Here is a 26150-nt window from a genome sequence, read left to right on the forward strand (position 1 = left end):
ATTAAGGATGATTACTACTATCAAAATTTTAATAACGATATTGATGGTAGTAAATAGAAAAAATATTTAGTTTCGAGAATATAAGTTTTGCAAACATTAAAAAATATCATATTGCTTATGAAGCTCTGTTTCAAATCCAAGCAAGGAAAGTTAGGTTTTGGTTATGCTTTTATTATTATAAGTTTAAATATTATTCTAATCAGAATCAGTCTAGAAATGATTAATTGGAATAAAAACTTTTATAACGCATTAGAAAAGTACGATATGCAAGCGGTAATAACGCAATTATTAGTTTTTATCATGTTAACTTTTTTTGGTGCAATTACCTATTTGATCATCGAGTATTTAAGAAAAACATTGGTTATAACTTGGCGTAAAGTTTTAAATGACACGATAATAAATCATTGGCTCAATCATAAAGCCTATTGGTTTATAAATAATAATCAAGCAAACATAGACAATCCAGATCAGCGTATTTCTGAAGATTGCCTTTTATTTATCGAAAGATTAACTAACGAAGGATTTTCATTTATTACACAATTTATAGGTCTTTTTTCATATTTTATGATTTTATGGCAAATAACCGATAATTTTTTTTTAGAATTTAGCCTATTCAATATTGATATAAGCATTTCACATTATCTAATTTGGTTAGCCCCTATTTATGTCATTTTAACTTCATATGTTGCTCATAAGTTGGGAAGCCCATTAAAAAATTTACTCATTCAGCAACAACATTTAGAAGCAAATTACCGTTTTGTTTTAACTCGATTTAGAGAAGCGAAAGAATCTATTGCATTATTAGAGGGAGAACAGGTTGAACAACAACAATTTGATCAACATTTTGATAGCATTGTAAAAAATTGGTATAAACTGATTAAACGACAATTTATTTTAGGTTGTTTTACACGTCCTTACTATTTAACAGTGTTAAGTATTCCGACCTTTTTTTCTCTACCAATCTATTTAATCGGTAAAGTTAGTTTGGGATCATTGATGCAAATTAGTAAATCATTTAGTAATGTAGTGACTAATTTATCTTGGTTTATTTTCAATTATAATAAACTGGCCGAACTGATTGCCTGTAGTTATCGTTTAAGCCAATTTATTCAACAGTCTGAAAAAGTCTCTTACCAGTTTAAACAACTTAATCAAGTTGAAAATGGAGATGAATGTTTATTATTGGAAAATTTAATCATAAACAAACCTGATGGAAAGATTTTACTAAAATTACCCGATCTCCATATTAACAAAGGGGAGTCAGTTGTTTTATCTGGTGCATCGGGTATAGGTAAATCAACACTTTTTAAAATAATATCTGGTCTTTATCCATATTATGATGGAGTGGTCAAGGTTCCTAAATTTAAGAAACTTTTTTTATCACAAAATGCTTACTTTCCTATGGGAGGATTGGCTCATGCAGTAAGTTATCCAGAACCATTGTTTGAGAAGGATCTTACCGTTATTAAACAACTACTATTAGATGTGGGTTTTTCTTCTGAAAATATTGATAAAAATTTACTTAATGATAATTTAAATACACTTTCTGGTGGCGAAAAACAACGTTTAGTTATTGCGAGAATTTTAATGCATAAACCGGATTGGATTTTTATGGATGAAACCACCAATGCTTTAGATAAAGTAGCCGAAAAGCAATTACTAAAATTGTTACAGACTAACTTACCAACAAGCAGTTTTATTATAATTTCTCATAGTGATATATCGAACTACTTTAATAAGTGTTATCAATTAAATTTATCGTGATTTTAAAAACAGATTATTTAACAAAATATTAAAACAAATCAAGGAGTAATTATGGCTGAGTCCAAAAATGATGTTGTGCAAAAAACAATAGATGATTTACATGTAACAATGCAAACTATCATACTTTCAACAATCACCGAAACAGGAGAGGTTGATACTAGCTATTCACCTTATTTCTTTGACGGTAATGACTATTACATCTTAATTTCAGACTTAGCACCACATAGTAAAAATATCAAAGCTAATTCAAACATATCTTTTTTAATTATTGATGATGAATCTAATACTAAGAATATTTATGCTCGTAGAAGATTGTCTTTCCATGCTTCGGCAACTATTGTTGAAAGAGGATCTGAACAATTTGATTCTGTTGTCGATCTGCTAGCTAAAAAAGTGAGCAAAATGGTTTATATGTTAGCTGAAATGAATGATTTTAATTTATTTAAATTAACCCCAAAAGAGGGTAGATTAGTAGTTGGTTTTGGTAAAACCTATATTATCGATCCACAAAATAAAACGGTAATACCAGTAGATGAAGATTATGTCGCTAAGCAAAAACAACAATCTACTAATTAATATCATTATCTAAGCATTATCTATATTATTGCCATTACTTATTAACTCAGTAATGGCTTTTTTCATCACTCCACTTTTTGCTTGAATGTTTTAAATAATAGTTTTTTTATTTTCGATTGAGGATTCATATTCTTAAAATAGCTTCACTCAATCAAGAAAACTGCCTATCTAAAGCAGTAAACTATGTTAAAATTAAACCAACATAAACTGAATTTAGGATAGTTAATATTATGGTTCCTGATGTTTCGAAAGCTCTCAGTTGGTTAGAAAAACATTATACTATTTTACAAGGCATTCAGAGAGGCCTTGAACGTGAGACATTACGGATTTTATCTGATGGTTCGCTGTCAAAAACGTCGTTTCCTGAAAAAATTGGTGCTGCATTAACTCATCCATGGATAACGACTGACTTTGCAGAATCTTTATTAGAGTTTATTACTCCAGTTAATACCAATATCGATTATATGTTAACTTTTTTACGAGATTTACACCGTTATGCCAGTGTAAATATTGGTGATGAGTTAATGTGGCCACTGAGCATGCCTTGTTTTGTTGCCAAAGAAGATGACATTATCTTAGCTCAATATGGAAAATCTAATGAAGGACGTTTTAAAACGGTTTATCGTGAAGGTTTAAAAAATCGTTATGGTGCCATGATGCAAACTATTTCAGGGGTTCATTATAACTTTTCATTACCCATGGCATTTTGGCAAGCAAGAGATGGTGTTAAAAACAGTGAAGAGGGTAAGGCTGTTATTTCGGAAGGTTATTTCACTCTAATTCGCAATTACTACCGTTTTGGTTGGGTTATCCCTTATCTATTTGGTGCATCGCCATCAATGTGCTCGTCATTTATTCAAGATCCAGAAAAAGCAAAAGCTTTCATCGAACAAACTAATGGTAACTGCTATTTACCTTATGCCACATCATTACGATTGAGTGATATTGGTTATACTAATAATGCCCAGAAACAATTAGGGATCACCTTTAATCATCTAGATACTTATGTTGAAGGTTTAAAGCGGGCTACCAAGACAAAATCAGTCGATTTTGGCAAATTAGGCATTAAGGTTGATGGCCATTATCGACAATTGAATGATAATGTATTACAAATTGAGAATGAATTTTATGCACCAATTCGACCGAAACGAGTTCCAAGATCTGGGGAATCACCATCTGATGCTTTACTACGTGGTGGCATAGAATATATAGAAGTTCGAGCACTTGATGTTAATCCATTTTCACCAATTGGTATTACCGAGGAACAAATTCGATTTATCGACCTATTTTTAATTTGGTGTGCTTTAGCGCCTGCTCCTGAAATGAGTAGTGCAGAGCTAGAATGTGCAAAATTAAATTGGAATAGAGTGATTATTGAAGGCCGTAAACCAGGATTAGAAATTGGATTAGGTTGTGATAGCTATCGACAACCGTTAGCTAAAGTAGGGCATGAACTTTTCAAAGATTTACTTCGAGTCGCTGATGTACTTGATCATCAAGACGACAAACAACAATATCGAAAAGTTTGTGAACGGCTTGATCTTATGTTTGATCAACCGGAATTGACATTATCGGCGAGAACTTTAGCCGCTATTAGTGATTTGGGAACAGCCAAATTTGGTTTAGCTTTAGCTACTCAATATAAAAAACAACTTAGCTCAGAACCTTTATCAGTTCTAACTGAAGATGATTTTAATCAACAACGAATGTTATCGATTGAAAAACAACAGAAAATAGAACAAAATGACACTATGTCCTTTGATGAATATTTAAAAGAAAAAATGAACAGCTAAAATGTTTAAACATCGCGATTATACATTACGATATCAAGGAAAAAGTGATGTTGAATTAATATTACCAAACCATAAAATTATGCATAATGAACCGTTAATTGGCCAACAACCTTTTTCGGTTTTGGTTTGGAATATTTTTAAACAGAAGAGGGCGGATTGTATTAATATCCTCGAGCAATATGCTCATCAAACCAAGTTGATATTATTACAGGAAGCTCAAACCACCTCACAATTATTAAATTTTATTGCTGAAAATAATAAAATTGCTGATCATGTACCAGCCTATAGTTTAAACGATATTTATGCTGGAGTTATGACAATAACTGACACAACACCAACACAAATTTTATCCTTTAGAGAAAGAGAACCATTCATTCGCGTACCAAAATCAGCATTAATTACTCTTTATCCAATAAAAAATTCAACGCAACAACTTTTAGTTGCTAATATTCATGCTATTAATTTTAGTCTAGGAGTGAAAGTTTACCGACAACAAATCTATATATTATTGAATTATATCGAACAACATCAGGGGCCGGTAATTTTGGCGGGGGACTTTAATGCTTGGAGTCGGCAACGATTAAGCCTACTTTATCATTTAATTCGTTCAATAAATCTTAAACCAGTTAATTTCTCTAATGATATAAGAAAAACATTTTTAGGTAGGCCACTTGATTTTGTATTTTATCGAGGATTGAAGATTAATGCGGCTAATATAGTCAATACAGCCGCATCAGATCATAATCCATTATTTGTGAAATTTAAATTGGATTAGAATTGACCAAATTGATCGTTAAGATGTCACCTTCTTTAACACGCATATTTTTTAATTTATTCCATTGCAAAAGATCGGTGATTTTAACTCGGTAATTTTGAGCGATAGTATAAAGGTTATCACCCGCTTTAACTTGATAAGTAATCTGTTTTTTGCCACCATTCAACATTGATTTGGTATCTTTCGTATTGGTACCTGTATATTGAATAGTAGTAGATTTTATTTCAAACGGCATATTGTTATGTGGAACATCTTCTAAAAGTTCAGTCACTTGATTAACAACTAAATTTTCAGATTTTAACTTTTTAAATAATTTATCTGCATGAGAATAAGGTACCAATAGATGGAAAGGGCCATTTACTGTTTGTTGTACATAACCTGCATTGTATGTCATTAAATCGTTAAGTGATAATTCTGAATATTGCGCTATTTTAGCTAGTGATACGTTTTTAGACATATCGATTCTAACTAATGAATTTTCATAATTACAATCAGGTAATTTAATACCATATCGTTTATTATTTTTAACAATATCAATGATAGCTAATATTTTCGGCACATAATGCATTGTTTCTGCCGGTAAATCTAACGACCAATAATCAGTTGATAAACCTTTAGCTTTATTTTTATCAATAGCTCTTTGAATTCTACCTTCACCAGCATTATATGCAGCTAATGTTAACAGCCAATCGCCATTAAATCGATTATTAAGGTTTTGTAACAAAGAAATTGCTGAACCAGTTGATGCAATTAGATCTCGACGGCCATCAAAACTGCTACTTCGTTTTAAACCATATTCTTTAGCAGTGATAGGTACAAATTGCCATAAACCAGCAGCTTGAGCAGGAGATGTGGCTAAAGGATCGTAAGCACTTTCTATTAATGGGATTAAAGCTAGTTCGACCGGTAATTTATTTTTTCGTAACTGATTAATGATGTAATACACATAAGGCTCAGATCGTAACGCAATATTTTCAAATCCTTTTGGATTACGTAATAAACGTTCGCGTTCGGCAACAACTCGGCTATTATTAGGTACATTAACGTTAATTTGCGTTAACATATAACGCCAAGGATTTTGCGTAACTGAAGCGTAATTAACACCACCACTTTTAACGCTAGAATTAACTATTGATTTAGTATTATATTTTTTTGAGCCAGCGTTGTATCGTGAACCATGATTCTGACACCCGACTAAAAAAGCACATAACACTGTAAATATTAATAATTTTTTCATTAGATTATAAGTTAGGACATTAATTTAAGCTGATTATTATACCTAAAAAATGTCCTTTTGGCTCCTAAAAAAAGCAAACAACTCTAACTCATTGTTACAATTAAATTTATTTTGTAAGTTTTTTTCCTCACAACGTAAAAATAAGTTGATCTGTTTTTCTTTGGTTAAAATAGAAGGCAAAGTAATTTTCTTTCTGCAGGTAAAATCATAATACTCACGGATAACTTGATCCCCAGGAACCAGCATTTGAGTAAAATCTAAATTAGTTAAGGTATATTCATGTCCTGCACAAATAAGGGTATCATCAGGTAACTGCTTTAATTTATTCAGTGAACTTAGCATTTGCTTATGATCACCTTCAAAAATTCTTCCACAACCAGCGGAAAACAATGTATCTCCACAAAATAAATATGGCTGACAATAATAAGCTAAATGTCCTAATGTATGTCCCGGTACTGAAATAACCTCATATCGAAAATCAGCAATCAATAATTCATTGATGTTTTCGAGATGGTTAATCTGCAAATTAATTTCACTTGGCCCATAAGCTTCAATATCGGGATAAGCTGCTTTTAGCTCAGTTACCCCACCAGTGTGATCGATATGGTGATGAGTGAGTAAAATTGCAAGGGGTGCTAAGTGATATTTTTTTAGATAACTTAGCACTGGAGCTGCTTCACCAGGATCTATAATAACCACCTGTTTATTAGCATTTTCAAGTAACCAAATATAATTATCTTTTAGAGCAGGGATAATATGTAGCTGATACATTGTTATTATACCTTTATTTTATCGGATTAATCAGTTAATGATGCTTCAAAAATAGTATCGTGTAAGGTAGGTGATTCAGCTTGCGTTTTAGCGATAACATCACAGCGTTCGTTCTCAATATGGCCTGCATGGCCTTTTACCCAAATCCATTCGATAGTATGTAGCTTAGCTAATTCATCTAAACGTTGCCATAAATCTACGTTTTTCACGGGTTGTTTTTTAGCGGTTCTCCAGCCGTTTTTTTTCCAACCATGAATCCAATTCGAAATACCATTACGTAAATATTGGCTGTCAGAATAAAGCTTAATTTGACAGGGTTCTTTCAGTAATGCTAACGCAACAATGGCAGCAAGTAACTCCATACGATTATTAGTGGTGTTGAAATAACCTTGAGCTAGTACTTTTTCATTTTGTTTGTATTTTAAAATCGCTGCATATCCACCAGGTCCTGGATTACCCAAACAAGATCCATCAGTGAATATTTCAATACTTTTTTGCATATGTGGCCTAATTTATAAACTTTTATCGTGATTATTTTTCAAGAAATTTTGGCTTAATATAAATATTAATAAACCATTATTAATGTTGTATCAATCATTGACTAAAACAGTGTAGGTATCAACATCAGAGCGTTTTGGTGTTAGACTATACCACTAATTTGTTAAATTCCCAATTATAGATAAAGAAGAGTATATTGTGATAACACATTCAACCCGCCAAATTGTATTAGATACAGAAACTACAGGTATGAATCAAGACGGTAATAATCATTATGAAGGTCATAAGATTATTGAGATTGGTGCAGTTGAGGTATTAAATCGACGATTAACAGGAAATCATTTCCATGTTTACATCAATCCAGAACGTTTAATTGATGAAGAAGCCTTTAAAGTTCATGGTATCAGTGATGAATTTGTTAAAGACAAACCGATTTTTAAAAATATTGCACATGATTTTATTAAATTTATAGATGGTGCTGAATTAGTTATTCATAACGCCTCGTTTGACGTTGGCTTTATGGACTATGAGTTTCGTCTTTGTGGGTTAGACTATAAAACAGCTGATCACTGTATTATTACCGATACATTAGCTATGGCTCGCCGTCTTTTCCCTGGTAAACGTAATAATTTGGATGCATTGTGCGAGCGTTATCAAATTGATAATTCACATCGTACCTTACATGGAGCCTTACTGGATGCTGAAATACTTGCTGAAGTTTATTTAGCAATGACCGGAGGACAAACCACTTTGGCATTTAGTTCAGACGATAATTTATCTTCATCAATAACGAATAATGCCGTGAAAAAAATTGAACGTAGTGGAATACCGCTAACAGTAATTAAAGCTAATGAAGCAGAATTATCTGCGCATGATTCAATTTTAGAAAAAATTAATAAAAAAAGTGGTGGAGCGCTTTGGAAAGTGCATTGATGATTGTTTTCTATTCAATTGAACATAATTTTTAAAATTTATATTGACGAAAATAATAATAATCTTTAATATCACGCCTACTTTAATCTTCTGCATTAAAGAGTCTAAAAAGCGGAGCGGTAGTTCAGTTGGTTAGAATACCTGCCTGTCACGCAGGGGGTCGCGGGTTCGAGCCCCGTCCGTTCCGCCAATTCTTAAAAGTTTTACTCACTTTGAGTATAATTCAAAAACACTCATTCTATATAAAACTCATAACATTTCTGAATTAATTTTAACTATATTTCAATACTATTTTTGTATCCTTTTTTTGTTCCAATTTTAAATATATGAGATATCACGTCAAGAAACTAGCTTAGCCGTAATCTTTTGATTTAAATTTTCTATAGCTACTTATATCTAGTCTTTCTCTAAAGAATATGGCTAGAGCTTAATAGTTCTGTCATTTGATATTTAGTTGTAACTTTCTCTATCTATTTATGTTATCTTCAATAATTATTTACACAAATTAATATTATTCGAATTGATTTAAATATGTTAAAGAAATCGCTATTTATTTTTCTAGGAGGGCTTTCCTTTGTATTAGGAACAGTAGGCATTTTTGTTCCTATTTTACCTACTGTACCTTTTTATTTGCTTACTGCATATCTATGGTTAAACAGTTCTGATCGCCTGTACAACTATTTTACCCAAACTCGTTATTATCAGACCTATGTGCAGAAAATGCTTATAGAGAAAAAAGTATCAAAAAAAGGATTGATAAAAATGTTAACCATGGTTTTCATCATTTTATTTATTCCATTTATTTTATTTGATTCTTTGCATGTCAGAATTATTTTAGCAATAGTCTTCTTTGCACATGTTATTTATGGTGGGTATTATTTTCTCAAGAAGAGATAATATAGTTGTTGGTAGGAATAAAATTACAGGGTAAATAAGTTACCCTGTAACAATCACTTAGTAATATAGTGAGATAACTGATAACTATTTAAGACTTTTTTTAATCTCAATAGCTAATAATGGGTTCCACATTGCACCTGTAGCACTCATCACAGCATCAGCGCCATTTTGAATAAACTGATGATAATGTTCACTATTGCTGACACCACCAACGCCAATAATGGCAAAATTTAAATCTAGTTGTTGACGATATTTTGCCAAACGACTCACCATATCAAGCCCTGCCCAACGGATTGCATCACCACATATACCACCTTCTTTACGGTTTTCACCTAGTGCCGGATGTCCACTTGCATCTACCGGTTTTGCCGAAAGGGTATTAATAGTACTTAATCCGTCAATGATTTTTCCGACACGAGTTAATAGAGATATAATGCGTTCATCATCAGGAAAATAGGCTAATTTTAATATAAGAGGGCGATCTGGTACCGCATTCTTAATTTCATTCACAATTCGTTCTACTTTATCGACATCAAAACAAAGTAGTTTACTTGCTCCTTCGTTTGGACAACTCAAATTAGCTTCTAATATAGGCGCATTAGTTTCTCTCACTAATTTAGCCGCTAAAGCATAATCTTTTTCTATCTCACCATTACCTTGGGTACCTTGGAAACTACCTATCACACATTGTCCAGCGCCAGCCGCATTTACCGCATCAGCCATATCAGGTTGCCAAATATCCGGTGCAAACGATGGCACACCAAAAGAATTAGTAATGGATAAAGGTTGATCGTAGTTTCTATCAGCCAACACAGTATCTAGGTTAGGTGATAACTTGCCGTTAGGATGAACAGACAAAACATTCGGTAATGGATGACATTTGTGAAACTTGGTTCTAACCGTTTTATAAACACATAAGTCAAATCCATAAGCAAAAGCAGCTTTGATATAATTAGCATTTAGTAACGGACCTGCAGGCTGACCAAATGGAAGATTAACATCGACATTTAAAAATTTTGTTGGTTTAGTTGCGACCTGTTCAGCCTTATCTAATTCAGCAAAAAGTCCAAAAGGGCCTTGAGCATAATTATCTTCGTAACTTATGCTTGGATTATAAAAAGGGATCAAAGGTTTCATGCTATCTCCTGTCTATGGCTATTTTTGATGTGATTTTGGTTTAAAATTTGATATAAATTCGAAAAGTTAAAGTTGCAGACATAAAAAATCCTCCATAAAGGAGGATCAATATTCAAAAGAAAAAGACAATTCAATTTTATTTTTGCTATTGGTCTGTGTGTTTGAATCACAATCATAATCAAATTCTCTTTTCTAAAATTGCTAAGCATTCTAGCCGAATATAAATAAAGTTCAAGTGCTATATTGATAAAAATATATAAGTAAATGAAATAGTTACAGTGTTTTTTTTTAGACTATCAGCTTTGAAGTTGTTGTATAAGTCAACAAATACCGCAAAAAATGAACAGTCATTTTTTGAGATTTGACAATTTTTGCCATTAAATCTCTAAAAATATTTGATATTTTTCTGTCGAAAAAATGATATTTTTTGACTAATGAAACTTATGTAAGTGGAGAAGAGTAATTTGAAATGGTATTATGCTCGCCAAAATTTTAATTTGAATATTAATGATTAGGTATTAAAAATGAAAAAAGATATTTTCAAGTCAGTAACTTTACCCAATGGAGTGGCATTAAAAAATCGCATTATGATGGCGCCTATGACCACTTGTTCAGGGTTTTATGAAGGATCAGTTACCAATGATTTAATCGAATATTATCGAGCAAGAGCCGGAGAAATAGGCACAATTATTGTTGAATGTGGCTTTGTTGACAATAAAGGATTAGCTTTTCCTGGTGCAATCGGTCTAGATAGCGATGATAAAATTGAAGGTCTTGCTAAAATAGCTCAAGCTATTAAAGAAAAAGGTTCAAAAGCAATTATTCAAGTTTATCATGGCGGTAGAATGGTTGAACCAAAACTTATTGGTGGTCAAACGCCTGTTGGTCCAAGTGCTATTGCTGCCCCAAGACCGGGAGCTGCTACACCGATAGAATTAACTGCCGATGAAGTTGATCAAATGGTTGATAAGTTTGGTCAAGCAGTGCGTCGAGCTATTCAAGCTGGTTTTGATGGCGTGGAAATTCATGGTGCTAATACTTATTTGATTCAACAATTTTATTCACCAAATTCAAATCAACGAAATGATAAATGGGGTGGCAGTCGCGATAATCGAGCTCGATTTCCACTAGCGGTTTTAGATATCACCTATAATATGGTCAAACAGTATGCAAATTCAGACTTTATTGTTGGTTACCGATTCTCTCCAGAAGAAATAGAAGAGCCAGGAATTCGTTTTGATGATTCAATGTATTTACTTGAAAAGCTTGCTGAGAAGGGCTTAGATTATATTCACTTTTCAATGGGGGCTATTTTAAGACCTTCGATAGTTGATACTCAAGATCCAACACCATTAATTAATAAATATATAGCAATGCGTTCAGAAACTTTAGCTAAAATTCCAGTTGTTGGGGTGGGTAACGTTGTTAATGAAAGAGATGTTAGAGCTGCTTTAGATAATGGATTTGACTTTGTTGCTGTTGGCCGAGCGTGTATTGCTTATCCAGATTGGACTGCTCGCATCATGAAAGGTGAAAAATTAGAACTATTCATCAATAGTGATAAACGAGAAGAACTTAATATTCCCGAACCTTTGTGGCATTTTTCACTTGTCGAAAGTTTAATTCGTGATGTGAATTTAAATGTTAAAAAGTTTAAACCTGGTAATTATCAAGAAAAAGTTAATGATGAATCTTATGAATTTGTGATTAATGTTGAGCTTGGTAAAGATTTTATCAAAGATATGCAATTAGTTAATGCCAATAATTTTGATAATGAGGTATTAAATAATTTTTCAGAAATTAAGCATCGCATTATTGAGTCAAATAGTCCTCATGTAGATGCGATTTCTGGTGCTACATCACAAAGTGAAGCCTTCAAAAAAGCAGTTACTAAGGCGATGGCTCAATCAAACAAAGAAGCGATTATTGCTGAAGGTGGTGATCCAAATGCCAAAGCCTATGATGTTGTTGTTGTCGGTAGTGGTGGTGCCGGTCTTGCTGCAGCGATTCAAGCCCATGACCTTGGTGCTAATGTTGTTGTGATTGAAAAAATGTCAGTTATTGGCGGTAATACCAATAAAGCTTCAGCAGGTATGAATGCTGCGGAAACCAAATTCCAAAAACTTAAAGGTATTGTCGATAGTAAAGATCTGTTTTATCAAGAAACCATGATTGGTGGTAAAAACAAAAATAATCCAGAACTATTACGCTATTTTGTTGAGAATGCGCCTGATGCTATTGATTGGTTAGATAATAATGGCATTGAACTCAGCGGTATTACAACTACTGGTGGTATGAGTATTGATCGTACTCATCGTCCTGCAAGTGGTGCTGCAGTCGGCGGTTTTTTAATTAGTGGTTTAGTTAAAAATATTAACCGACGTGGCATTGAAGTAATGCTTGATTGTAATGTTACTGAAATTATTACTGAAAATCATAAAGTTGTTGGTGTTAAAGTGACTGAAGAAGATGGTTCAATACAAACCATAAAAGCTAAAGCAGTTATAATTGCTACCGGTGGTTTTAGTGCCAATCATGAAATGGTTGAAAAATATCGTCCAGATCTTAAAGGATTTGTCACCACCAATCACAAAGGAGCAACTGGCTCTGGTATTATGATTTTAGAAAAATTAGGTGCCGGAACAGTGGATATGAAAGAAATTCAAATTCATCCGACTGTTGAGCAGACTACATCTTACTTAATTTCTGAATCAATTCGTGGTGGTGGTGCGATTTTAGTATCACAAAAAGGTGAACGTTTTGTTAATGAATTAAATACACGTGATAAAGTTTCTGCCGAAATCATTAAGTTGCCTGAACATTATTCGTATATTTTATTTGATCAACAAATTCGCGATGAAAATAAATCTGTTGAGGAATATGTATCGCAAGATCTAACTGTACAAGCTGATTCAATTAATGAGTTAGCACAAAAACTGTCAATTGATGCGAATACCTTACATAAAACCATTGAACGATATAATCATTTTGTTAATAACAAACAAGATGAAGATTTTGGCCGAACTACTGGTTTACGTCATCCAATTGATAAAGCACCTTTTTATGCGATCAAAATTGCTCCAGGTATTCATCATACTATGGGTGGGGTAACGATTAATACTGAAACCCAAGTTCTTGATACCGAGAAAAATGTTATCAGTGGGGTATTTGCGGCTGGTGAAGTTGTTGGTGGTGTACATGGCGCCAATCGTATCGGTGGTAACGCCGTAGCTGATATTATCATTTTTGGTATGCAAGCAGGTAAACAAGCTACAGATTATATTCATCAATAACTGAATAGCAATTTTTGAATGCATCATTCACGCTATGAATATACTCAAGCTATGATGGGAACAACGGTATCATTAATGCTTTTTGAGCCTAATGAAACCGTTGTGCAACATGTTTTTAATACCATTAATCAACTTGAAAATAAATTAACGGTTAATAGACCCGTATCGGAAGTTATGTCAATCAACAATGCGGCAGGAAAGCATCCGATAAGAGTTAGTCATGCCGTTTATTCGCTTATTGAGCAAGCTTGGAAAGTCAGTTTAATGCCAGATAGTTGCTTTAATGTTGCTATTGGCCCATTAGTTAAACTTTGGAAGATTGGTTTTTCTGGACATCAGGTCCCCGATCCCGAGCAAATTGTTGAAAAAAGATCTTTGATTGATCCTAATGATATTGAATTAGATCCTAATTCTTGTTCGGTATTTTTAAAAAAAGTAGGCATGGAGATTGATTTAGGCGCAATAGCCAAAGGTTATATTGCCGATGTGATTAAACTAGTTTTGCAACAGCACAAAGTTTATCAGGCAATAATAAACTTAGGTGGTAATGTGCTAACTATAGGCGACTCACCCATTGATGCTGAAGGTTATTGGCATATAGGGTTAAAAAAACCCTTTTCCTCAGTCGAAAATGAGTTAGTCGGTCTTATTAAAGTAAAAAATAAATCTGTTGTTACATCGGGAATTTACGAACGTTACTTTATTGAAAATCAACATGTTTATCATCACATTCTGGATTCTAAAACGGGTTATCCCTTAGATAATGAGTTAGAAAGTATTACCGTTATTTCGGATACATCCCTTGAAGGTGATATTTATTCAACAATCTTATATGGATTTGGTATTGAAAAGACTAAACAATTATTGAAAAATCAGCAAAATTTATCTGCTATATTTTTATTGAAGGATAAAACAATAAAGATAGTCAATCCTGATAATTTTGCTTTTGAACTGCTCAATAGAGAATATGAAGTAATCTAAATATTGCGAATAAAATAAAGATTTTACAAATTATATCATTTCATTATCAATTTGATTAAATTGATATTTAATTTAAAAGGAAATATTATGAGTACAGTAAAAAAACCGCCAGTTAAATGGCTTCCTCTTATTATTATTGCAGGGATATCGGCAATATTGTGGCTTTTTATATCTCCACCAGAAGGTATTAGTTTAGAAGGTTGGCGAACAAGTATTATATTTGTGGCAACCATCGCTTGTATCGTGGCAGAAATCATGCCTATAGGTGCAATTGGATTATTAGCTATTACGGTATTTGCTGTTCTAAGACCATCAGGAGCGACAACCGCCGCCGAATCGGTCAAAATATCATTAAGTGAATTAAACAGTAGTTTAATTTGGTTGATTGTTATCGCGTTTATGATAGCTCGAGGGTTTATTAAAACTGGTTTAAGTAAACGTATGGCTTATTTTTTAGTAAAAATTTTAGGTAAAAACACCTTAGGTTTAGCCTATGGATTATCAGTAACCGATGTTGCTTTAGCACCTGCGATTCCTAGTACTACGGCTCGAGCTGGTGGTGTAATTTATCCAATTGCTGAAGCATTAGCAATCAACTTTAATTCAAATCCTAAAGATGAATCAAGAAATCGTATTGGTACTTTTTTAATGCTAACCATCAGCCACGTTAACGACATTACTTCGGCAATGTTTTTAACAGCTTTTACTGGTAATTTATTAGCGGCAAAATTAGTGACTTCATCACTTGGTATCACTTTGGGTTGGGGACAATGGTTTATTGCGGCAATTGTTCCTTGTTTAGTGTCATTTGTTGTTATTCCTTTAGTTATTTATTTCTTAACTAATCCAGAATTGAAAAAAACACCTGAAGCACCAAAATTAGCTGCTGAAGAACTTAAGAAAATGGGTTCAATTACCTTAAAAGAAATCATTATGGGTTCTACAGTCGTTTTATTATTAGCACTTTGGATTTTTGGTAAAAATATTGGTATCGATTCAACGACAACCGCATTTATTGGTTTAACTATTCTAATTTTAACTGGTGTTTTAAGTTGGGATGATATTAAAGGTGAAAAAGCTGCTTGGGATACATTAATCTGGTTTGCGGCTTTATTAATGATGGCAGGTCAAGTCAACAAACTTGGTGTCACTAAATGGTTAGGCGATACCATTGGCTCTGCAGTGAAAGGGCATTTAGGGGATAGTAGTTGGATTTTTGTTATCATTATTTTATGCGTTGCTTATGTTTATTTACACTATTTCTTTGCCAGTGGTAATGCACATATTGCAGCTCTGTTCCCCGTGTTCTTATCCGTTGCTATTGCCTTAGGGGTACCGCAATTAATTGCTATTTTTGCTTTAGTCATTTGTACCAATTACTTTGGTTCTCTAACCCAATTTGCTAATGCTCGAAATCCATTATTATTTGCTGAAGGCTTCGTACCTGTAAAAACTTGGTGGAAAGTAGGCTTTATTTGTAGTGTAGTTAATCTAATTATTGTATTCACCATCGGTATTTTATGGTGGAAAATTATTGGATTAGGTTAAAACCTCTATAATCTACTTTTATCGACAAATAAAAACCGCCATTTTTAGGCGGTTTTTTTATTGTAATCAATTGAAAAATCTCAAAAGGTTTCAATAGATAATTTCCAATTATTAACCGCTTTCCAATATTTTTGCTCTTGTTCCAAATCTAATAGAATCAGCCTATTATTTTCAACAAACAGCTTATCTATTGCTAGTGTCACTTTGGTGAACTTTTCTTGCGACAAAATTAACTTGAAAGCATCAAGATCTAGATCGGTACTGCGTTGATTGTTTATGAGTATTGATAATCTGAGAATTTGCAACATGGCAATAATATGTTTAAATTCAAACAAACTAAAATAAGGAAACTCTTCTATATTAATCGATTTTCGATGGTAACGAACCAATGTTGATAACAATAATTGTTGTTCTTCATTAAATCCAGGTAAATTACTATTCTTTAGAATATAACTAGAATGTTTATGGATAGAAGAAAAGTTAATTTTTAAACCTACCTCATGCAATTGCGCAGCCCAATATAAAATGGATTCAACACTTTGAGGTATGATCATGGATGATTGTGCTTTCCATTGAGAAAAAAAGTATTTTGCCGTTTTTACAATTTGTTTAGCATGGCGCTCATCAATATTATAGTGTTGCGATAGCGATTCAGCTGTTGTTTGTCTGATATCTCGATAGTTCGGCCCATCAATAAGTTCGTAAAGAACACCTTCACGTAAAGCACTCGGACTAAATTGTAATTCTTTTAAACCTAATGCATTAAAGACGCCACTGAAGATGGCTAGCCCACTTACAAAAACATTTTTTCTTTCCTCGGATAGAGATGGGAAATCAATTTCATGAAAATCATTAAATTCTAATACGTAACTGATTAAATCATCCAAACGTTTAGGGGTGATAATTCCGTCACTAACTCCAATATCGAGTAAAATTTTATAAATGCTTTTAATGGTACCGGAGGTACCGAAAGCAGCACTAATATTCTGTTTTTTTATTAAGTTAATTAAATTTTCAATTTGTTGTTCTGCAGCTAGTTTTGCTTGTTGAAATGAATGGTAATCGATTTTCTTTTGCGGAAAGAATTGTTTAGTATAAGTGACACACCCCATTGGTCTGCTAGCTACTAGTATTGGTTTTAAATCATTACCTTTACCAATAGCAATTTCAGTAGAGCCACCACCAATATCAACCACGAATTTGCTATCATTTTCATTGGTTGACTCTGCAGTCATTGTACCTAGATAAATAAGTCTAGCTTCCTCTTGACCAGAAATGATTTCAATAGGGTAAGGTAATATTTTAGCAGCTTCGTTTAAAAATTTAAGTCTATTTTTCGCAATTCGTAAAGTATAAGTAGCGACAATTCTTACATTTTCTGTTGGAAATCCATTTAATCGTTCAGCAAATAAAGCTAAACATTCAATACCGCGATTAATACTTGATTCACTTAATTCGTTATATTCATTTAACCCAGTAGCAAGATGAATATTCTTTTTATGTTTATATATGATTTGTCTAGCCCCATCGATATTGCGAGCGATGATCATATGAAAACTATTAGAGCCTAAATCGACGACAGCATATTCATTAAATTTATTCACGTTAAAATCCTTATACCGATGATTCCATGTGTTTTAAATAGTCATAAATGGCATGTTGTGCTCTTATTTTTTTCTTATTGCCTCGTTGTACATAATTATTCATATTATCTTTATCGATGATTCTTGCTTTGACATTATCATTGCATTGCAAGTTAAAGATATCATGTATAGTAGATTTTAATACTGGATCAAAAATTTTAACGCCTACTTCAATTCGATTATCTAAGTTACGAGGCATCCAGTCTGCTGATGAAATATAAGTGTCTTTTTTACCATCGTTTTCAAAAATATATACACGAGCGTGCTCTAAATATTGATCGACAATACTCGTTACATAGATGTTTTCACTTAAATTAGGGATTTGAGGAACTAACACACAAGTTCCCCTAACAATCATTCTAATATTTACACCTGAACATGAAGCTCGATAAAGTTGATCAATCATCTCTTTATCGGTGATCGCATTCAATTTTAAATAAATACCAGAAGGTTTTCCTGCTTTGGCATTATTAATTTCACGTTCAATAAACTCATAAAAACGTTGACGAGTATTTTGTGGCGATACCAGTAAGTGATTAAATGAAACAGGTTTAAATGGATTTTCAATGAAATTAAATACTTTAATAACTTCATCGGTAATGGCCGGATCAGAAGTTAATAGGGAAAAATCAGTATAGACTCGTGCTGTTTTTTCATTAAAGTTACCTGAGCCAATATGTGCATAGCGAACAATTCTATCTTCTTCACGTCGATCAATTAAAAACAATTTAGCATGGATCTTGAGTTTTGGTTGTGAATAGATAACTTTAATACCACTACGAATTAATCTTTTAGCCCATTTTATATTTGCTTCTTCATCAAAGCGAGCCTGAAGTTCAACCACCACAGTAACTTTTTTACCATTATTGGCGGCATTAATGGCGGCGTGAATAAATCGTGAATCTTTCGCAACCCGATAAATATTCATACGAATATGGGTCACAGCTGGATCGAAAGAGGCTTGACGCATGATCTCAAGTACATGACCAAATGAATAATAAGGATAGTAGAGCAATACATCACGATCCTTAATTGTCGCAAAAGCATTCCTAAATTTTTTAAATCGATTATAAGCAAGACTAGGTAAACGTTTATTAAGTAAATTTTTAACCCCTAAATCAGGAAAGTTAGCTAAATCTTTAAAATTAGGATAACGTCCGCCTGGCATTGCATCTTGTTCTGTTAATCTTAATTTATTAATCAATAATTCAAATAATGCTTTAGGCATATCTTTTTGATAGGTAAAGCGTACTGGTTGAGCCGTTAAACGTTGTTTCAAACCTTGTGACATTAATTCTAGTAAACTATCTAGTTCACTATTTAATTCATATTCTGCATCACGATTAATATTGATTGAATACGCATTTAATTCAACAGCATCAAAAAAGACTTTAAAAATATCGTCTAAACAGTAACGTAAAATATTATCTAAAAAGATAATTGATTTGTTTTTGGTTGAGAATTCCGATGGTAATAATACAAAACGAGGAGCATTGTCGGTAGGTAGCTCCAATAAGGCATAACTAATATTGTCTTTACAAATAATTTCCACCGCCAAATAAGCATGATCATCTTTGAGAAATTGGATCAATTCGGTATGACTATCAAGAAGAATAGGGGTGATATATTGTCTTAAATTTTGTTTATAGTAATTTTTTATCCAATTTTCTTGATAACTGGTAAGTTGCCTTTCATTTATTAGAAAAATCTGGTTTCTGGCCATTTCTAATAAGAGTTCGTTATAGAGCTGATCAAATTGTAACTCAAGTTGAATAACCTTTTGGTTAACTTGTCTTAATAAATGTTTCGCATTGGAGGTAGATTGAGATTGTTCTTGCTCAATAAGAACATATTTTTTTAAGTTTGCAAATTGAACTTTATAAAATTCATCTAGATTACTGGAGTAAATACCTAAAAAACGGATTCGTTCTATAAGAGGATTACTTTCGTCAGCTGCCTCTTGTAGTACACGTTGATTAAAGGATAACCAACTGAGTTCTTTGGGTAAATATACTTTTTCTATAATCATGTCTTATTTGGTCCATTCCACAAATTGAATATCTAACAGCATAACGGAAGTTAAAAAAAAAGCTAGCATATCGCTAGCTTTTTATCATTCATTTAAACAAATTTAAAATGATTAGATGCGGTGTACCGAAGTTGTATTAGTAGTACCACTTGGAACCAATGCACCTGATACCATAACAATAGTATCGCCTTGTTTTGCGTTACAAACTTTAACCGCCATTTCTTTACCTAAACGGTAGAAATCATCAGTTGAATTAATCGCATCAATTAAAATTGGTTCAACACCTTTAGATAATGCTAATTGATTAACTGTTTTTTGACTTGAAGATAGCGCTAAAATACGAGCTGTCGGGAAGTAATGACGAAGTTCACGAGCAGATTTACCACTACGAGTAGCAACAACAATTAATGGCACATTTAAACGTTCAGCAATTTCAACTGCACCACAACATACTGCAGCAGTAATACGTAATGTTTCTTCTTTGGTTGTTAATTCAAGTTTAGCTGGAATAGTACCATCAGTACGTTTACAGATAGTAGCCATCACATTTACTGCTTCAAATGGATATTTACCTTTAGCACTTTCACCTGATAACATAACTGCGTCAGTTCCATCAATGATTGCATTAGCAACGTCACCAGCTTCAGCACGAGTAGGACGAGGGTTTTTAATCATTGAGTCTAACATTTGTGTTGCAGTAATAACTGGTTTTGACGCTTTATTACATTTTTTGATCATCATTTTTTGAGCAAAAATAACTTCTTCAACAGCGATTTCCACACCTAAGTCACCACGAGCAACCATGATACCGTCAGAAGCTTCTAAAATTTCATCAAAATTATCTAAACCTTCTTGGTTTTCAATTTTAGAAATAATTTTGATTTCTTCACCACCGTGAGCTTTAAGATGAGCACGGATATCTTCAACGTCAGAACGTTTACGAATAAAAGATGCAGCAATAAAGTCAACGCCTTGCTCACAACCAAAAATTAAATCATTTTTATCTTTTTCAGCAAGTGCCGGTAATTTAATAGAAACACCCGGTAAGTTAATACCTTTATTTTCACCTAAATCACCATTATTTAATACTTTACAAACAACTTCATTACCGTTAATTTCGACAACGTCCATAGCGATTAAACCATCATCAACTAATACACGATTGCCTGGTTTAAGATCTTGAGCAAAACCTTTATAAGTAACCGCAACACGTTCTGAATTACCAACTACGGTTTCATCGGTAGTAAAAGTGAAAGTTTGACCAGCAACAAGTGATACATCATTACCGCCTTCTAACTTAATAGTACGGATTTCTGGACCTTTAGTATCCAACATAATTGCCGCTTTTAAGCCTGTTTCTTGCATTACTTCACGTAAATTTTTGATTCGATTACCGTGTTCTTCATAATCACCATGAGAGAAGTTTAAACGCATTACATTCATGCCTGCATTTAATAATTTGGTTAACATCTCTTTTGATTCTGATTTTGGTCCTATAGTACAAACGATTTTTGTCTTTTTCATAATATTATCACTACTTGTTAAGGTTAATGTTTAAATTTCATATAAACTGGGTATATGTCTAAATGCAAAATATTCTTATTGGATTGAAAGGGATATAAGAAGGATCGAGTAACTGAAAAATAGTTACTTAATTTTATTTCAGTATCTGAAAAATTGACTATTTTCATTAAAATATAGACCCTCAAAAAACTGGCTTCATTATAGACTTAACTCTATTTTAAATAAAGTTTTTTTATCATCAAATCTGTTTTAAGTTTATACAATTAGTAAAGATAACAGATTGGATAATAACAATAGATTTTATAAAAATTTTGAGGAAAGGGGTTTTTTAGTTACATATAATCTTTTAATTGAAAGATAAGTGTGTCTTGGTTATTTTTTAGCACTAATTTAGTGTCAATTAATTGAATATTTGCCCCATCAATAATCAGTTTTTTAATCACATTATCGAGTAAATCTAATTGTTTGTTCTGACATTTAATGTTGGTCATATTGATTATCTGGCCTTTGATCATATTATTTTCAAGTTTGATTTGAGCTGAAAATTCACTACACATTTTTCCAATCATAATCATATTTTCGCCAAATTCTAAATCCACATTTTTGAAAACAGGTAAACTCAAACCATTATATTCCATCAAGACATAATGATGATGCATAAGATCCTGTTCTGTGATGCTATTAGACGAAGTACACCCACTTAAGTTAAATATTACCGAAACTGACAATAGTAATAGTGATTTCTTCATTTAATCTCCTATAAATAAAGAATATTTGCTATAATTTATAATAATTATAATTGTAAATAATATACTCAACGCCTTATGGTATCTCAACAACAATTAAACAAATTGTCGTCAATGACTTTCTTAGATCAACTAAAAATAAGAAAGCTTATTAATAAAAAACAAAATATTGCTGAAATCGAATCAGCAATAAATTTAGCTATTGAACATTATAATATTCGATTACAATCTTTACCTAATCATATTGATTTTCCTAGTAATTTACCTGTAGTTGAAAAAAAACAGGCTATTTATGAAGCAATTAAACATCATCAAGTAGTCATCATTGCTGGCGAAACAGGCTCAGGTAAGACCACACAAATTCCCAAAATATGTCTAGAATTAGGGCTAGGTGTTAAAGGCTATATTGGTCATACTCAACCTAGAAGATTAGCCGCTCGTTCGGTAGCTAACCGTATTGCTGAAGAATTAAAGACGGAAATAGGGCAATTAGTCGGCTACAAAGTTAGATTTTCAGACCATGTAAGTGATAGTACATTGGTTAAATTGATGACTGATGGAATTTTATTAGCAGAAATTCAACAAGATAAGCTCTTACTGCAATATGATACTATCATTATTGATGAGGCCCATGAACGTAGTTTAAATATAGATTTCATTTTAGGATATTTAAAACAACTATTACCTAAGCGTCCTGATTTAAAAGTTATTATTACTTCGGCAACAATAGATGTTGAACGTTTCTCTAATCATTTCAATCATGCTCCGATAATTGAAGTATCTGGCAGAACCTATCCGGTTGAAGTTAGGTATCGGCCAGTGATTTTTAGTGAGGATTCTGAAAGTGATAAAAACAGTGATTTTCAACCGATCATTAATGCTATTGATGAGCTTTCATTGGAAAGTGCTGGTGATATACTCATTTTTCTAACGGGAGAACGTGAAATACGAGATCTTGCCGATACATTAAGAAAATTAGAATTGAAACATACTGAAATTCTACCTTTATACGCAAGACTATCGGCATCAGAACAAAATCGCATTTTCCAACAGCATAATGGACGACGGATTGTATTAGCAACTAATGTTGCTGAAACGTCGTTAACTGTTCCATGCATTAAATATGTTATTGACCCTGGTTTAGCCAGAATTAGTCGTTATAGCTATCGTACTAAAGTACAACGATTACCAATTGAACCAATTTCTCAAGCATCGGCAAATCAAAGAAAAGGGCGTTGTGGTAGAACATCGGACGGTATTTGTATTCGGCTTTATGATGAACAAGATTTTTTATCAAGACCTGAATTTACAGAACCAGAAATATTACGAACAAATTTAGCTTCAGTTATATTACAAATGACATCATTAGGATTAGGTGATATTGCTGCTTTTCCGTTTGTGGAATCACCTGATTCTAGGTATATTCGTGATGGTATACGACTATTAGAAGAACTTGGAGCTATTTATACTAAACATCATCATTATCACTTAACTAATATAGGTCGAATTTTATCTCAGTTGCCTATAGATCCTCGATTAGCGAGAATGTTAGTTGAAGCAAGGCAATTAGGTTGTATAAAAGAAGTGATGATTATTACAGCAGCATTATCAATACAAGATCCTAGAGAACGTCCATTTGATAAACAGCAAGCTTCTGATGAAAAACATCGACGATTTGCCGATAAAGAATCAGACTTTATCTCTTTTATTAATTTATGGAATTATATTGCCAGTCAACAAGCAGAATTATCGGGTAATCAATTTAGACGCTTATGTCAAAAAGAATACCTCAATTATCTGCGTATTCGTGAATGGCAAGATGTTTATACGCAAATTAGGCAAACAGTTAAACAACTAGCATTTCCGATCAATAGCCAATTACCGGATTATCGTTCATTACACATTGCACTATTAAGTGGTTTATTATCGCATGTTGGGATGAAAGAAATCGAAAAACATGAATATATTGGTGCCCGTAATATCAAATTTGCTATTTTCCCTAATTCAGCGATTTTTAAAAATCAACCAAAATGGTGTATAGCTAGTGAATTAGTTGAAACCAGCCGATTGTGGGGCAGAACTGCAGCCAAAATTGAAGCTGAATGGATCGAACCAATAGCTAAACATTTAGTTAAATACAGTTACAGTGAACCGAGATGGTCTAAAAAACAAGGCACAACCATTGCAAACGAAAAAGTCACTTTATACGGATTACCAATTGTTGCTAGTCGTACGGTTAATTACAGTAAAATTGATCCAATATTAAGTCGCTCTTTATTTATACGCCATGCGTTAGTGGAAGGTGATTGGCAAACTAACCACAGTTTTTATAAGCAAAATCAAAAATTAATCAATGAAGTTGAAGAGCTTGAGCATAAGTCTCGACGTCAAGATATTCTGATTGATGATGATGACCTATATAATTTTTATGATGAACGAATAGATAAATCAGTGATTTCTGCAAAGCATTTTGATACATGGTGGAAAACTAAACAAAAAATTGATCCAGAATTTCTCAATGTCGAAAAAAATATGTTGATCAAAAAGTCTGCACAACCGGTAAAAGTGAATGATTATCCAGATTTTTGGTATCAAGACAACTTAAAGCTACCTTTGAGTTATCAGTTTGATCTTGGTAATGCTCGTGACGGTGTCACAATTACTATTCCACTCAACATCCTTAATCAGATAAAAAATAGTGGTTTTGATTGGCAAGTTCCTGGTTTTCGCTATGATTTAATCATTTCATTAATCAAATCATTACCTAAATCATTACGTAAAAGTTTGGTACCTGCACCAAATTATGCTGAAGCTTTTTTAAATAGAGCCAATTCAACAGCATCGCCGTTACTTGAAACGTTACAAAATGAATTTAGAAAAATGACAGGTACTAGGATTGAGCCTTCAGATTGGCAACTTGATCAAGTACCTAGTTACTTAAAGATGAATTTCAGTATTGTTGATCATAATCGTGAAATAGCTTTCGGTAAAGATTTAGTTAAGATTCAAGAACAACTTAAAACAGAAGTTCAACAAGCGTTATCATCTTTAACCCAGAAAAAATCGGTTAAAATAGAAAAGAACAACATTATTGATTGGGATTTTGGTTCTTTACCAACAATCTATGAAGAAAAACAAAACAATTACATAATTAAAGCTTATCCAGCGATTATTGATAATCAACATTCAGTTAGTATCAAACTTGTTGATTCGTTGGAAGAACAAAAGCGATTAAGTAAATTAGGTATTCGTCGATTATTAATCCTCAATATTCCATCACCAATAAAATATTTACATGAAAAACTGCCAAACAAATCTAAGTTAGGCTTATATTTTAATTCATTTGGCACAGTACTTAATCTTATTGATGATTGTATTGCTTGTGGCGTTGATCATTTAATAGAAAAAAACAACCAACTTATTGATAATCAACAACAATATCAACTACTTCTAACTTATACGAAAAGCCATATCAATGAAACTGTTGTTGATATTGCTAAACAAGTAGAATCAATATTAACGTTACACTTTAATATTAATAAAAAATTAAAAGGTCGAGTAGATCTATCCCTTGCTTTTGCTTTATCTGATATAAAACAGCAAGTCAGCGAATTAGTCTATAAAGGGTTTGTTGCACAAACCGGTTATGACAAGCTTCCTGATATTTATCGCTATTTATCTGCGATTGAAAAACGTTTAGAAAAGCTTGGTTCGAATATGGCTAAAGATAGACAAGCAATGAATATAATAGAAGAAGTTAAGAATGAATATCAAACTTGGCTAAATAGTTTGCCAGAAAATCAAAAATCATTAAGTAAAGTGACTAACATTAAATGGATGATTGAAGAACTAAGAGTTAATCTTTTTGCCCAACAATTAGGAACGCCATACCCAATTTCTGCAAAACGCATAAGACAACAAATAGAGACTGTATCGACAGAGTTATAATTTTAGAATCTATAATCTGATAAGTTATGATAATAAAAAGAAGGGCGCTTAGGCGCC

At 32.7% G+C, this 26150-nt stretch carries 18 protein-coding genes and 1 tRNA gene; 11 read left to right on the forward strand and 8 right to left on the reverse strand.

The annotated features are described in order from the left end of the window. Positions 1-117: 117 nt before the first annotated feature. The 4 genes from H3T54_RS05225 to H3T54_RS05240 all read left to right on the forward strand — a co-directional run bounded on the left by H3T54_RS05225 (position 118) and on the right by H3T54_RS05240 (position 4908). On the forward strand, positions 118-1764 hold the full coding sequence (locus H3T54_RS05225) for an ABC transporter ATP-binding protein/permease (RefSeq protein ID WP_232351544.1): 1647 nt from the start codon (positions 118-120) through the stop codon (positions 1762-1764). 51 nt (positions 1765-1815) lie between these two features. Next, entirely contained in the window at positions 1816-2340 is a 525-nt protein-coding gene (locus tag H3T54_RS05230) for a HugZ family protein (RefSeq protein WP_110447840.1), read from the forward strand. A gap of 230 nt (positions 2341-2570) precedes the next feature. Further along, a complete protein-coding gene (gene gshA / locus H3T54_RS05235; RefSeq protein ID WP_198221299.1) occupies positions 2571-4133 on the forward strand; it encodes a glutamate--cysteine ligase in 1563 nt (520 codons plus the stop codon). Between the two features lies 1 nt (position 4134). Then, positions 4135-4908, forward strand: coding sequence for an endonuclease/exonuclease/phosphatase family protein (locus H3T54_RS05240; protein ID WP_198221301.1), 774 nt, complete (start codon positions 4135-4137; stop codon positions 4906-4908). On the opposite strand, the gene H3T54_RS05245 is transcribed toward H3T54_RS05240, so the two are convergent. Genes H3T54_RS05245 through rnhA form a run of 3 tightly spaced genes read right to left on the reverse strand, consistent with a single transcriptional unit; the run spans position 4895 to position 7416 of the window. Then, positions 4895-6145, reverse strand: a complete 1251-nt coding sequence (locus H3T54_RS05245) for a transglycosylase SLT domain-containing protein (protein ID WP_110447843.1) — start codon at positions 6143-6145, stop codon at positions 4895-4897. The two genes, H3T54_RS05240 and H3T54_RS05245, sit on opposite strands and share 14 nt — an antisense overlap. 42 nt (positions 6146-6187) lie before the next feature. Further along, on the reverse strand, positions 6188-6916 hold the full coding sequence (gene gloB, locus H3T54_RS05250; protein WP_198221304.1) for a hydroxyacylglutathione hydrolase: 729 nt from the start codon (positions 6914-6916) through the stop codon (positions 6188-6190). Between the two features lie 26 nt (positions 6917-6942). Then, a complete protein-coding gene (gene rnhA, locus H3T54_RS05255; RefSeq protein WP_110447845.1) occupies positions 6943-7416 on the reverse strand; it encodes a ribonuclease HI in 474 nt (157 codons plus the stop codon). A gap of 196 nt (positions 7417-7612) precedes the next feature. Here rnhA and dnaQ point away from each other — a divergent pair, with 196 nt between their 5' ends. The 3 genes from dnaQ to H3T54_RS05270 all read left to right on the forward strand — a co-directional run bounded on the left by dnaQ (position 7613) and on the right by H3T54_RS05270 (position 9244). Next, complete coding sequence (gene dnaQ, locus H3T54_RS05260) at positions 7613-8347, forward strand: DNA polymerase III subunit epsilon (protein ID WP_198221306.1); 735 nt, start codon at positions 7613-7615, stop codon at positions 8345-8347. Between the two features lie 113 nt (positions 8348-8460). Further along, positions 8461-8537 (forward strand) — tRNA-Asp (locus H3T54_RS05265). Between the two features lie 341 nt (positions 8538-8878). After that, a complete protein-coding gene (locus H3T54_RS05270; RefSeq protein WP_198221308.1) occupies positions 8879-9244 on the forward strand; it encodes a YbaN family protein in 366 nt (121 codons plus the stop codon). 84 nt (positions 9245-9328) lie between these two features. On the opposite strand, the gene H3T54_RS05275 is transcribed toward H3T54_RS05270, so the two are convergent. Next, positions 9329-10381: a hypothetical protein gene (locus H3T54_RS05275; protein ID WP_198199901.1), complete on the reverse strand. Its 1053-nt coding sequence runs from the start codon at positions 10379-10381 to the stop codon at positions 9329-9331. Positions 10382-10905: 524 nt separating this feature from the next. Here H3T54_RS05275 and H3T54_RS05280 point away from each other — a divergent pair. From H3T54_RS05280 to H3T54_RS05290, 3 genes are all read left to right on the forward strand, one after another. Beyond that, entirely contained in the window at positions 10906-13674 is a 2769-nt protein-coding gene (locus H3T54_RS05280) for a flavocytochrome c (protein ID WP_198221310.1), read from the forward strand. An 18-nt stretch (positions 13675-13692) separates the two neighbouring features. Continuing rightward, on the forward strand, positions 13693-14655 hold the full coding sequence (locus H3T54_RS05285) for an FAD:protein FMN transferase (RefSeq protein ID WP_198221312.1): 963 nt from the start codon (positions 13693-13695) through the stop codon (positions 14653-14655). A gap of 87 nt (positions 14656-14742) precedes the next feature. Continuing rightward, entirely contained in the window at positions 14743-16203 is a 1461-nt protein-coding gene (locus tag H3T54_RS05290) for a DASS family sodium-coupled anion symporter (RefSeq protein WP_198199896.1), read from the forward strand. A gap of 80 nt (positions 16204-16283) precedes the next feature. On the opposite strand, the gene H3T54_RS05295 is transcribed toward H3T54_RS05290, so the two are convergent. The 4 genes from H3T54_RS05295 to H3T54_RS05310 all read right to left on the reverse strand — a co-directional run bounded on the left by H3T54_RS05295 (position 16284) and on the right by H3T54_RS05310 (position 22148). Beyond that, entirely contained in the window at positions 16284-17807 is a 1524-nt protein-coding gene (locus H3T54_RS05295) for an exopolyphosphatase (RefSeq protein WP_370527348.1), read from the reverse strand. A gap of 10 nt (positions 17808-17817) precedes the next feature. Beyond that, positions 17818-19875: a polyphosphate kinase 1 gene (ppk1, locus tag H3T54_RS05300; RefSeq protein ID WP_198221314.1), complete on the reverse strand. Its 2058-nt coding sequence runs from the start codon at positions 19873-19875 to the stop codon at positions 17818-17820. Between the two features lie 111 nt (positions 19876-19986). After that, positions 19987-21399, reverse strand: a complete 1413-nt coding sequence (gene pykF, locus H3T54_RS05305; RefSeq protein WP_086358947.1) for a pyruvate kinase PykF — start codon at positions 21397-21399, stop codon at positions 19987-19989. A gap of 332 nt (positions 21400-21731) precedes the next feature. Continuing rightward, positions 21732-22148 (reverse strand): META domain-containing protein, encoded by a 417-nt coding sequence (locus H3T54_RS05310; RefSeq protein ID WP_198221316.1) that lies wholly within the window; start codon positions 22146-22148, stop codon positions 21732-21734. A gap of 75 nt (positions 22149-22223) precedes the next feature. Here H3T54_RS05310 and hrpA point away from each other — a divergent pair, with 75 nt between their 5' ends. Beyond that, the gene (hrpA, locus tag H3T54_RS05315; RefSeq protein ID WP_198221318.1) at positions 22224-26093 is read left to right on the forward strand and encodes an ATP-dependent RNA helicase HrpA; all 3870 of its coding nucleotides are present in this window, start codon (positions 22224-22226) and stop codon (positions 26091-26093) included. The last annotated feature ends 57 nt before the right edge of the window (positions 26094-26150 follow it).

The organism is Gilliamella sp. B14384G10 (genome assembly GCF_016101685.1).
GTDB classification, from domain to species: Bacteria; Pseudomonadota; Gammaproteobacteria; order Enterobacterales; family Orbaceae; genus Gilliamella; species Gilliamella apis_A.